This window comes from Paenibacillus sp. FA6, from assembly GCF_051550225.1.
Classification (GTDB): Bacteria; Bacillota; Bacilli; order Paenibacillales; family Paenibacillaceae; genus Paenibacillus_AQ.
Genome location: NZ_CP188820.1, coordinates 923,995 through 936,659, shown reverse-complemented (window position 1 = coordinate 936,659; position 12,665 = coordinate 923,995). Strand labels below are relative to the sequence as shown.

Here is a 12,665-nt window from a genome sequence, read left to right as displayed (position 1 = left end):
GTGAACAATGATAGCATTCATGATTTAGAACTCACTTCGTTCACTGCTAATTTCGCTGCTTTACGCAATCGAAAGTTATTCAGAATTCCTGAAACCTCATCTTTAGAAATAAATTCACATTTGACGCTTAACAATAAAAACACAACACATAAAACGGTATTCAGAATAAGTTCCATAATAAAATAATCTATAAATATGAAGTCGAAGACGTGGACCAAAAAATAATAAACCCCGTATATCGGAGTTATAATGATCAAAAATTTGTATGGATATAATATTCCGTAACCAAGTTGATAATACTTCGATCCATAATGATAAAACACACCGTTCGCTATGACATACGCAATAACTGTAGATATGGCGGAACCGTATATACCCAACCAAGGTATCAGTATCATATTCGCAATGATATTAATAACAGCTGCCATAATCGTAATCATTGAATTGATTCGCATCTTATTGGCAATATGTAGTCCCAAGGAATAAAAGGATATCGCGCCTGATAAGAAATAAGAAAGGGCTATAATAGGAACTAAATAAGCAGCCGTTCCATACTCAGTAGGTGCAATCAAATGGATTGCAATGTTTGCAAAGAGTGATAGCCCTAGTACACAGAACCAACCGATGAAATTGTATAATCGAAACATACTACCAATCTGCTCTCTTCCATTCTCTTCTTTGTATACTGAGAATTTGAACGGCGTAAATACGGATGCAAATGGATTAATAAATACTGGATTAATGAGCATTCCTATTTTGTATCCAACGGAGTAGACAGCCACTGCAGATAGATTCATGTATCCTCTGATCAAGAAACGATCACTCAATGTTAGAATCCAGGCAGATACGTCCCCGAGCATAAGACCTGATCCATAACGAAGCATCTTCCTGAGTTGTTCTAACTTAAATCTCAGCTTGAAATTCCGGAAATCCACCACGAATAGAAATAGAAAAACAGATAAATTGCCACATAGCTGCGCCATTAATATCCCTACAATGCCCAGATCCAACATAATGAAGAAATAAATAGCGAATAACAGCGTAGTCAGAATCGTAGAGAACTGAATAGCGCTAGATTTCAGGGCATTAAATTTCATTGCATGAAAACTCGAATACGTTGTGTTGAAACAGATCAACACGGAACTTGCTACAACGAAAGGGATAAATAAATGAGCATTCGGATCTTCTCCGAACAACACGGGATACAGCCAAGGATTCGCTAACCAGGCCATTCCAATACAACAACCTCCCCAGACGAATGAGAAGGTCATAGCTGTATTTTTAAGATCATTCTTATTCTCGAACTCATTGAAGAATCGAACCATGCCGGAATATACGCCAAGCGTAATGGCAATAGCCAATAACTGCTGTACACTAATAATCAGATCATAGTGTCCATAGTCCTCCTGTGATAAGTTTCTGGTATACAGAGGAATAAGGAATAAGTTCATTAATTGCGTCAACACCGATGAGAAGAAGTATATTAATCCATTAGAAAACATTTTTTTATTTACGACATTCATCTAGGATCACTTTACTTTCCAGACTCCTTTGTCCTGCGATTTTGAAATACACTTCTAATAAATCCATAGCATAATCCCTTTGTTCGAGCACACTCGCTCGTTGTTTATGTACTGGGTAATTGTTCATAACATCCTGTACCTGTTGTATTAAATCATGGATATTACGAGATTGGAAAAGGATCGTTCCATCAGGACGCTTGCAGACATCACTTGCTATGGAGGGAATCGAGTAGTAGAGTGCTTCTGCAATAGAAACCCCATAACCATCCGTTGTTGTAGGGCGAACAAATAGATGACTCTTTCTCACAAGCGGGAATAGTTCCGTGTTGCTTACCTCGTAAAATAAAAAACGATCTTCAAGATTGAACATCTTTATTCTTTTTCGAAGAAAACTGTAGTAATTTCGTTCATCCACACTTTGACTAGCAACTCCCAGAGTTGCGAACAGAATCCGAACATCGTAGTTCATCTCTGTTAATTTCTTGAGCAGATCAATTAGAAGATCCACCCCGTATAGATCCTTCCTTTGGTGAAAGCGGATAAAGCCGTTTGCCGTAATCACAAACTTAGCTCCCTCTATAAATGTTAATACTTCATTGGGAATGGCAAGATCATTTGACTCACATTCCACAGGTTGGATATAAGCAGGAATCGTTATGACCTTATGTTCACTAAAGCCCAAACGTACTAATTCCTGCGTATCTTCTTCGTTCACACACACAATCTGATCTATCGTTTGTAAACTTTTTAATAATAGGAATCTAACCACAGCGTTCGAATTCTTAATCTGCTGCATTAGACTTTCACCATGTACCGTTAGAATGATTTTTTTACCGAATATTTTATAGCAGCCTAACAACATTCTGACGGTTCGATTAATCGTATGGAAATGAAAAAGATCCCCTCGAATAAAGGGAATCTTGAACAGGAATCTTTTATATCCCTGTAAAGAATAGATATTGTCTTCTATCCGACAATCATTCGCTTCATTATAAACATCACATTGAATTCCTTCATCTCTCAGCCTTTTTTGGATACGTTTAATATGTACGGAGATTCCACCAACGGGTGGCGGTACGGGACCGATCATAATAATTTTCATAGAGTATGTCCCTCTCGCCCGATCAATACTTCAACCGTTTTTAACTTACCTGATGCTTCTCTTGGAATATGATCTACAATATGAATCATGAAGCGCATCGAATCTGTAAAAATAGTTCGGAGTCTTTGCATGACGAATTGCAGTTCGTCCATCACCTGATCCTCAGCCTGAAATGTTTCTACTAATAATTCAATTTCATTATATTGATGCTGAATCAATTTGCATGCGGTAACGAATTTCGTTCCACGAACTGCAATCGCAATTAAAGCTGATGACACCATGTCTCCATTTGGCTTATACATAATTTCTCCAACTCTACCATCAATGGATTGAATCGTCGGAAACAAATAGTTCGGTTGGCTAGAGGTTTCGATAATTCCTGATGCAATGTCCATAAGCTCATAACGAATGAGAGGCATCACATCATTAATAAAGGATGTTCCAATCAACTCATTGGAGTGGGTGTCCAATTCAACATATCCATAGAGAGGCACAAAGCTATATGCTTGTGAATCACCTGTCCAACCAGCCACTATGGTTCTCTCTGATTGACCATAATGTGCGTGTAATTTCGCACTAGGGAACGCTGAGTTTATAGTGTTTATCTGATGTTCATATACATTCTCCGAAGCCATCAGAATTGCTTTAGGCTCATATTGATTGACCATATTATTCTCTATCACCAATTTGGATACAAGGCTTAACGATGAGGGATAGCCATGCATAAATTCATATCCTAGCTCATGAATGAGTTTCCATATTTTCCGAATATTACTCCCTGTTATTCTGGATACATTAATACGAAGGACCCTGTGATAATCATCCTTAAGATACTCTTCACCACCTGGAAAGTACCCTCTAAATTCTACCCTTCCATCACCAGGACGATATCCTACTGTAGACCATAAGAAACAAGTGGTTGCCCATTCGCGCTGCTCGACACGACGATTTGAATAAATCGTTAATGAACTACCCGTCGAACCACTCGTTGAACCTACGGATAATTTCTTAGGGTCATATTTGGATACGAGAATGTCGCGACCACTCTCTTTAACCATAGCTTTGGTAATCTTAGGTATTCGCTGAATATCTGAGGGGTTCTTCAGTTGGCTGGGATGGAATCCGTGTTCATCATACCGTTGACGATAAAAGAGTGTTTCATCATACGCTAGTTTCACAATATCCATGAAAGAATTGAATTGAGCCTCACGGATTTGGTCACCGCTCATTTCTTTCAACCTTTCTAACTTGTCTAACCACTCATAAAAGTCTTTACCTACATTGACGTAACGATAAGGCAAATAAGATAAAATTTGTTTCGCAATACCTCTCGTAAGACTCATTTCAATCACCCCATTCTCGACCATTGAATTATAGTATTCATCCAAGCGGCAGACCCACTAACATGAATCATGTGGCTCGGTTCACGAACACCATATCGACTAGATACCCAGCAATCTTGTACTTCTATATTGCTACTACCTTTAATCAATAGCTCAACAACTAATCCTTGTTGATGAAATTCAACATGATTCTCGTACTGTATTATTTCTACGCCTGGAGATAATATGTATGCAGCAGTGTAGGTTAAGCGTTGTTCATTTAAGTTCTGTACGTCCTCCAACACATCTGATATTTCTAAATGGTTCTCTCTTAAAGTAAATTCTCGGTGATGCACAATACCAAGTTTATCTTTATAACCTTGATGATGACCCGCAAATCGTGAATCCGTGAATACGTCACACTGTGCAAATGTCTGCTCACGCATCAAGAATAGGTTGTCATCGTCGAAATCATTCTGTTCTTTATCTCCTATTCGAATCGTGTTATGCATCATGGTACTTCGAAAGTGATTCCTCATCCGATAATCTGCCGTGTATACATAAGACCCCGGATCTATGATGAAATCATGTCCATCCAACTGTAATTCAAAGCTTAATTGATCGTTATGACTATGCGCTCCATGACCATGGAAAGACATTTCACCACAACGTATATGGCAAAAAGTCCGACTATTTCGGAGAATGAAATAACCTCCATCTTGAAAAGAAATCGATTGTAGTTTCTCAACTGGGGGAGCTACTTCCGTCTTCATGGAACCCGTAATCCATAATGAATTCTCTTCTTCCCCTTGAGCATAGAATCTAAAGTCATCGCGATCGAACAACTCTCCTGCAATGGTTAATAAATGCCGACCATCATTTCTAATCCAGTTACCATAGCGAGATACTATCAGCAGACGCCCATCATCCGCATCTCCAATAATGGGGAAACGTCCATTAGGCTTCGTCATATGCATCATGTATTCGAACATTCGCTCAAGTCGCTGCATGTATTCTTTAGTAAATGTCATGTGATTATGAGAGCATACAACAGTCGTTAGTAAGAAGCATTCGGCAACTAATCGATGATACGATGTTGATGCTTCATAATTCGTTCCATCGTTATTCACTTGCACGAACATCTCACGTTCCATCTCTGCATAAGCATACTCAAGCCATCGCTTGGGATGATTCGTTGTATTCCCCCTTAACGATGCCTTGAACTCACCGAAATAAATGCCCAGACTAATTAAACCAACAAGATTGGATAGATAATGATTTCCTGTATGTTCCCCGGTATTCTCCAAGTTGTTCATAATAAATTGTCCATGTAAATATAATGAAGTGTGAATTCGTTCCCAGAATGATGATGAAATCGATGGGCTTTCCTGAAAAAAATAACAGCCCGATATCCAATTCACAGCTCGAATAGCTACATCCATAGTACACGTCCAATTGACAGACATCTCAATCGGATTATGGTCTATCCAATCATCTATCTGTGCCTGAAACTCTAAGGCATACTTCTCATTATCCGTTATCCAATACGCTTTCCCCATTGTGAATAGATGTTGGAATCTAGATAGCTCCCATGGTATCTTCACATCCGCAGCATTGCCGAGGTCAACAATGGGGATTTGTTTATAGAATGTATTCCTCCATCTATACTTAGTCTTAAAATCCTCGTTCCACGGAAATTTAGCTCCCAGTTGTACAGGTCCTGAACCTAGTAAATCAAATTGATGACTACAAATTCGATCTGCATCTTTAATAATGGAAATATCCAACTGGGATGCTATAAGTTGTTCTACATAAGATGTGCGATCTTGTACATGAAAGAAATAACGGCTATCGCTTTGAAATCCGTTGAACTGCGCTGTATTAATCTGAATGGGAAAAGTGATCATCTTGTATTTTCGTACCGTATAGCGAATTTGCTGTACTGCGGTGATTGCAATCTTCTTCACAGCTTGATCAAGTGGTAAATTCCTTAGCCTTTTTACTTTTGCCATTAGGACAGACATTCTTCACACTCCAACCTTCTAACTCACGGGAAGTTAGTTAAAGAATCCTCGTGTATCAATTACAATTTTCTCTTTCAGTAAATTACTATCAATATCCTTAAACACATCATGGTTAACGAGTAGCAGTACAATGTCTGACTTTCGGATTGCCTCTTCTGCAGCCATTAGACTGACATGCATAAGCAGAAGAGATTCAGGCAATTCCTTAATATGAGGTTCAGCAACGTAAATTGTACCCACTTCCAATTTTGATAAATGCTCGACAATTTTGACCGCGGGACTTTCACGTAGATCGTTCATATTTGCCTTAAAGGCCAACCCAAGACAAGCGATGACAGGTGATTTAAATCGTCCGGCTCGCTCACTTACTCGATCAACAACATACCCAGGTTTATAATCATTTACAATCCGTGCTGTGCGTATAAGCTTTGCTTGTTCTGGAGCTGCATCAACGAGAAACCAAGGATCGACCGCAATACAATGCCCCCCTACACCCGGGCCAGGTTGTAAGATTTGAACGCGAGGATGATGATTCGCTAATCGGATCAATTCCCATACACTAATATCTAAATGATCACAAATGAGAGATAATTCATTAGCGAAGGCAATATTGACATCACGGAAAGAATTCTCCGTCAATTTCGCCATTTCTGCCGTTCTCGCATTCGTTTCTAATATCTCACCGCTTACAAATTGCTTATAGAACTCAACCGTCTTTTTCGTCGAAGGACTATCAATTCCTCCAATAATACGATCATTCTCAACGAGTTCTCTTAATATTTGACCAGGCATAACTCTTTCAGGACAGTGCGCAACATAAATTCGATTACAGATCGAGTGCGATGTTTCTGATACACTCAGGTCTGTTCTAGCTTCCAGAATCCAATTTACAATTTTCTCGGTTGTACCTATCGGACTCGTCGATTCCAAGATGACAAGATTACCTGGTCTTATATAAGGTGCGATTGCCATGGTTGCATCATATACGTAGCTTATATTCGGCTTATGATCGTCTTGAAATGGCGTAGGTACTGCTACAATAAAGATATCTGCCTCTTCCGGCTCAGATGAGACATGAAGCTGCCCACTCTGAATGGCGGCCTTAACCATAATATCTAGATCAGGTTCATAAATATGAACTTCACCCTGGTTAATTGACTCCACTGCTTGCCGATTAATATCTACCCCGTGTACCTCATATCCTTTGACAGCAAGTAAACTAGCCGTTGGCAGCCCTATGTAACCAAGCCCTATAACACATATTTTCTTATACATTTACGTTCCTACCTTATCATCATTAGAATATTATTAAAGTATAATAAGGGCATTTAACCCATCCTCACAACACACTATTGACGATAAACGTCTAAGGTACTCTCGTACCCACAGCATGATCGAGTGCCTACCCTGATATAGGTGTAATAGGCATGACCTTCAAACCAACTTCAACTTCAATTTTATTGAATACCATAGTAGTTATACTGGTGTGCCTCTGACTTATTAAACTTTTTATTATTCAGGACGACTCCGAGGATATGCGCCTTCACGCTCTCCAATCTTTCTTTAGATTTCTGGATATATTGTCGCTTCACCTTACCTGCATTCACAACAAGAATGACTCCATCACTTATCGACGCTACAATTAGCCCATCTGCCACCGCCATGATCGGCGAGGTATCTATTAAAATAATGTCAAAGTCTTCTTTCCAACCTTCAACGACCTCATGCAATTTGCCGGATGACAGTAGCTCTGTTGGATTCGGTGGAATCGGCCCCGCAGTAACAAGCGATAGATTCTCTATTTCTGTTATTCGAACGACCTCATCACATGAGCATTGATTAGCTAATATATTGGAGAGTCCCGTTCTATTCGTTACGTCGAAAATCTCTTGTATTGAAGGATGTCTTAGATCGGCATCAATGAGTAATACACTTTTCCCTTCTTGTGCATACGCTACAGCTAGATTGCTAATCGTCGTTGTCTTACCTTCACCTGCCTGTGTTGAAGTAACCGCCATGACATGAAGATTATGATTCCAACTTGAAAATTGAATATTAGCCCGCAAGTTTCTATAGCCTTCTGAAATAGCAGATCTACGATTTGAGTTCATAATTAATTTAGATTTATTGGCTGAGCGATGCATATTTTTCTCCCATCTGTTCTTTTGATCGACGTCTTGAACGTGTTCGCATATCTTTCTTCTTAATTTTTCGTATTGAGCCTAACGTCGTTAGCTCCAAATAGCGTTCAACATCTTGTTCATTTTCCACCGTATCATTTAGATACTCTTTAATCAGCACTCCCCCTATTGCTAACATGAAAGAAGCAACCAATGCGATCACACTATTCAACAACACATTTGGGCTAACTGCCTCTGGTGAAATCCGAGGCTTGGCGGTATCCAAGATTGTGATATTATCTATCTTCATAATTCTAGGAATCTCGCTCTTAAAGACTTGTGAAACTGCATTCACAATTTGCATGGCATGCTCATAAGATGAATCTTTTATTTCCAAAGTAATCATTTGAGAGTTTTGCGTTGTTACAACTTTGATCCGTTCCATTAAATCCTCTGATGAGACCTTTAGTTCCGGATAACTCTGAACAACTTTATCCATGATCGACGCTGATCTTACAATCACTTTATATGAATTGATAAGCATAATATTAGAGTTAATTTCGTTCATATCTAGTGCTGGTTTTCCTTCCCCATCAAGGTTCGACTTATTGACAATTAACGTACTCGAGGCTTCATAGATTGGCGTCATGTAGTACATACTGTAATATCCCGTTCCTAACGTACACAGAATTACGAAGATTACAATTAACCACAATCGCTTTCTTAACATGCTCATCAATAACTTCAGTTCCATCGTGATCTCCCCTCAAACGTGTTCAAAGTTTACGTTCGTATTCATTCCTTAACATACAAACTTATGCGAAATCCTTATCTTTTAGTTTTATTTTTGAGTTTCAGCAAGAACTAAGTTGTATTTATGAGATGTTTGACGTTATAATGATACGAAATGTATCGCACTTCGTAATGTTAATTTACGATACAATTTGTATCGTGTCAAGTTGTTTTTATGTCTTATTTTTATATGGTTATGATGCTTAGGGAGGAAAATCAATGAAGATTGAGAATCGAATTGCAGAATTGCGAGAGCAGAAAGGATGGACGCAAGAAGAAGTATCTACATCCATTGGGATCAGCCGTGCAGCATTATCCCACTATGAGAAGAGTAGACGAAAACCAGATTTCGAAACATTATCACAACTAGCCGATTTATTCCAAGTCTCCATTGATTATTTAATTGGAAGAAGGAGTATTCCCCACAACATATTGGAACACAGAGATCGAGAAATGACAGACTAATTGGATTAGTTGAACGGTGAAATTTAAGATCATTTAGAAACAACAAAAAGGACTGAGCACAAAGGTCAATACTTTGACCTTTGTGACAGCCCCTTCTTCTGATTATTTATTTTTGATATCCTTTCAAAGATACACTGAAGCTATAGCTACGGTTCCCGAACAGTCTGTATTCTGGATGAGGTCTTGAACCCCAGCTATCATCACCACCTACACCCATTTGCTTGTAATTAATCCGAACGACTGTTGTATCAGACTTCGGTAACTTATAGGCATGATCCGCAGCTTCAATTTCCGTTGGCGTATAAGGAAGTACATTCAGTTCGAACCGTGGAGATCCTTGAATGAAGAGCCCTACCCGTTGATTGTTCTCAATGGATGCATGACGTACTTCTGTCTTATTCCCACATTCTTGTGGTCGTAAATAAGGAACCCACTGCTCGCTCACCTTACCAGAATATAGACCTACAGGTGCACCTGTATTGCGATCCCACTGATTCTCATGGGGTCCTTTACCATACCATTCTATTTGATCAAAGGAGCCAACCATCGTCAATAGTAATCCAATCTCAGGGATATCTGGTGAACCTTCACCTGGGAGAAGATCCATATCCAAGATCACTTCCCCATCTCCATGAACCGTGTACGTGATCGTACATAATGATGTCGTTGTAGTAGGGAGTGAGTAAGTTGTCACCAACTTCACCGTACGATCTTGTATTTCATAAGCAAACTGAACTAGCGTTCTTCTCGCACCTGCCTCCCGCCACGTCCCACTACGTTCCTCATGACCATTCCCTCTGTCATTGTCCGTTAATGCGCGCCAGAAGTTCGGAATAGGTGCTTGTTGAATCAGCTCCACACCCTTCAATTGATACGAAGACATTTCACCTGTGAGCTTATCGAATTGCACGAGGAACTGTTCCCCGCTTACTCTCAACACTTTCTCCTGATCCACAACCTGCAATGTAGGAAGAGCATCCGTCTGAGACGTAGATACAACCTCTCCCCATGCTACGGGTAACACAACGAATTGATCATAGGCAATTTCATGCCCTCGCTTGGCCCACTCTGTATCTTCTTTCAGTACAAAACGCAATATCAGAATATATTCTGATCCAACCTGACCTAACACTGGGATAGCCTCTTTCAGATCAATCACTTCTGAGGAATTTGGCTTGACAGAAATCGTCGTACGCCCTTCTTGTTCAATGACCCCATTGTTCGTCAACTGCCAAATTAAATCGTAATCTGATACATTCGTAAACAAATGCTCGTTCGTAATCTTGATCCGACCTTGTTGTATATCTTCACTTGCAAATTTCACATTCTGGTAGCACTTCTTCGTTTCAAGCAACTTAGGGGTTACCGTCCGATCAGCAAAAATCAATCCATTCCCACAAAATGTCCCATCATGTGGAGATTCACCGAAATCACCACCGTAAGCTAGATAAGATACACCACTGTCTGTCTTAGTCAAAATGGATTGGTCAATCCAGTCCCATATGAAACCACCTTGTAGAATAGGATAACGGTCAAACAACTCCCAATATTCATTCAGTCCACCACAAGAATTCCCCATCGCATGACTATATTCACACAGAATAAAAGGCTTTTGTGGGTTGTTACGAGCATATTCCTCAATTTGACGTACATGAGTGTACATTTGACTTTCAATATCAGAAGCAGCCTCAGATGGCCGGTAATGGAATACTCCTTCATAGTGCACAAGCCGAGAAGGATCTACTTCCTTCAAAAAGTTATACATAGCAATGAAATTATCTCCCCCAAAGGATTCATTACCGAGTGACCAAATCACAATGGAAGGATGATTCTTATCCCTTTGGAACATCGTATTACACCGGTCAAGAACGTTAGCCTTCCATTCTGGCTTACTGCCTGGGATAGCGTCCCCAAGTTCCTTTTGACCATAAGTCCAGCTACCATGCGTCTCCAGATTTGTCTCATCGATCACGTACAGACCATACTCATTACACAATTCATACCACTTCGGATGATTTGGATAATGAGAGGTACGCACGGAGTTAATATTATGTGATTTCATCAAAACAATATCAGCGATCATATCTTCTACACTGACCGTACGACCTGTATGAGGAGAGAACTCATGGCGATTCACACCTTTAAATACGATAATTTCACCATTTATCTTCATTAATCCATCTTCGATACCGAATTTACGGAAACCTACCTTACAGCTAATGAACTGAAGTGTATTCCCCTCAGCGTCCTTCAACTGAAGTACTAATGTATATAGATGTGGCTTCTCGGCACTCCATTTCTCAGGATGATCTACACGAACTGAACCTTGTAGTTGCTTAGATGGCTTTCCATTAAGCGAAGCAGCTATACTTAGTGGTTGCTGTAATATCGGCTGATGCGTGTGATCATACAATGTTGCCTCTATCCTAATCGGACCTGCATTCACTTCTGTATAGTTATTAACCTGTGCTGTAATGGACAATTGACCATTCTGTAGATCATCCTCAAGTTCAGCCTTTGCAAAGAAATCATAAATATGGATATTAGGTGTTGTAAATAAATATACATCGCGAAATATACCACTCATCCGCCAGAAATCCTGATCTTCTAGCCAGCTAGCGTCACACCAGCGATATACCTCGACAGCTAATTTATTCTCACCGGGTACCAAGTAAGGTGTCAGATCAAATTCTGAGGGTGTGAAAGTATCTTCACTATAACCAACTAAGTCACCATTAAGCCATATATAGAACGCAGATTCAACCCCTTGAAAACTAATAAATACGGGGTTATCCTCCCATTCTTCAGGTACTGTAAATGTTCGTACATACGACCCTACAGGATTATACTCCGTTGGAGCAAAAGGTGGTTTGATGTCCTCTCTTTCAGACCAAGGATACCGAACGTTAGTATACTGCGGATAATCATATCCTTGGAGCTGCCAATGAGAGGGAACCGAGATCGTATCCCAATCACTACAATCCACATCCTGTTTATAGAAATCAACGATGCGTTCGTCTGGGTTACTCGCCCATGCGAACTTCCATATCCCATTTAACGAATGAACATTTGCCGATTCCTCTAATTTTCCAGCTAAAGCTTCTTCCAACGATTGGTATGTCATTAATGTCGCGTGGGCGTCCATCCGATTCAATTGAAAAATTTCAGGATTGTTATTCCATTCGGGATAGCCGTTTGCAGGTGATTTATAAACATATTTCTGTTTCGTCATTCAAGTCACTCCTAATCTCGTATTTAAGATATACTATCACTATATTCACATTATAATAATGAAACCGTTTTATTTCTATTTAAGG

8 protein-coding genes and 1 pseudogene are annotated in these 12,665 nt (G+C 39.7%); 1 reads left to right on the top strand and 8 read right to left on the bottom strand.

Annotated elements, in window-relative coordinates:
• Positions 1–17: 17 nt before the first annotated feature.
• The 7 genes from ACP8HI_RS04160 to ACP8HI_RS04130 form a co-directional block, all read right to left on the bottom strand.
• Positions 18–1,523, bottom strand: coding sequence for a lipopolysaccharide biosynthesis protein (locus ACP8HI_RS04160; protein WP_438349871.1), 1,506 nt, complete (start codon positions 1,521–1,523; stop codon positions 18–20).
• Positions 1,507–2,625: a glycosyltransferase family 4 protein gene (locus ACP8HI_RS04155; protein WP_438349870.1), complete on the bottom strand. Its 1,119-nt coding sequence runs from the start codon at positions 2,623–2,625 to the stop codon at positions 1,507–1,509. The genes ACP8HI_RS04160 and ACP8HI_RS04155 overlap by 17 nt, the downstream gene beginning before the upstream one ends.
• Complete coding sequence (locus ACP8HI_RS04150) at positions 2,622–3,968, bottom strand: hypothetical protein (RefSeq protein ID WP_438349869.1); 1,347 nt, start codon at positions 3,966–3,968, stop codon at positions 2,622–2,624. The genes ACP8HI_RS04155 and ACP8HI_RS04150 overlap by 4 nt, the downstream gene beginning before the upstream one ends.
• Positions 3,969–3,973: 5 nt before the next feature.
• The gene (locus ACP8HI_RS04145) at positions 3,974–5,959 is read right to left on the bottom strand and encodes an alginate lyase family protein (RefSeq protein ID WP_438349868.1); all 1,986 of its coding nucleotides are present in this window, start codon (positions 5,957–5,959) and stop codon (positions 3,974–3,976) included.
• A 45-nt stretch (positions 5,960–6,004) separates the two neighbouring features.
• On the bottom strand, positions 6,005–7,246 hold the full coding sequence (gene wecC, locus ACP8HI_RS04140; protein ID WP_438349867.1) for a UDP-N-acetyl-D-mannosamine dehydrogenase: 1,242 nt from the start codon (positions 7,244–7,246) through the stop codon (positions 6,005–6,007).
• A gap of 182 nt (positions 7,247–7,428) precedes the next feature.
• Complete coding sequence (locus ACP8HI_RS04135) at positions 7,429–8,115, bottom strand: CpsD/CapB family tyrosine-protein kinase (protein ID WP_438349866.1); 687 nt, start codon at positions 8,113–8,115, stop codon at positions 7,429–7,431.
• Positions 8,096–8,845: a YveK family protein gene (locus tag ACP8HI_RS04130; RefSeq protein WP_438349865.1), complete on the bottom strand. Its 750-nt coding sequence runs from the start codon at positions 8,843–8,845 to the stop codon at positions 8,096–8,098. Before ACP8HI_RS04130 ends, ACP8HI_RS04135 begins: the two co-directional genes overlap by 20 nt.
• A 257-nt stretch (positions 8,846–9,102) precedes the next feature.
• Between ACP8HI_RS04130 and ACP8HI_RS04125 the strand changes: the two are divergent.
• Positions 9,103–9,345, top strand: a pseudogene (locus ACP8HI_RS04125) (helix-turn-helix domain-containing protein); the annotation flags it as partial.
• Between the two features lie 109 nt (positions 9,346–9,454).
• Here the strand turns inward: ACP8HI_RS04125 and ACP8HI_RS04120 are convergent.
• Positions 9,455–12,580: a glycoside hydrolase family 2 TIM barrel-domain containing protein gene (locus ACP8HI_RS04120; protein WP_438349864.1), complete on the bottom strand. Its 3,126-nt coding sequence runs from the start codon at positions 12,578–12,580 to the stop codon at positions 9,455–9,457.
• Between the last annotated feature and the right edge of the window lie 85 nt (positions 12,581–12,665).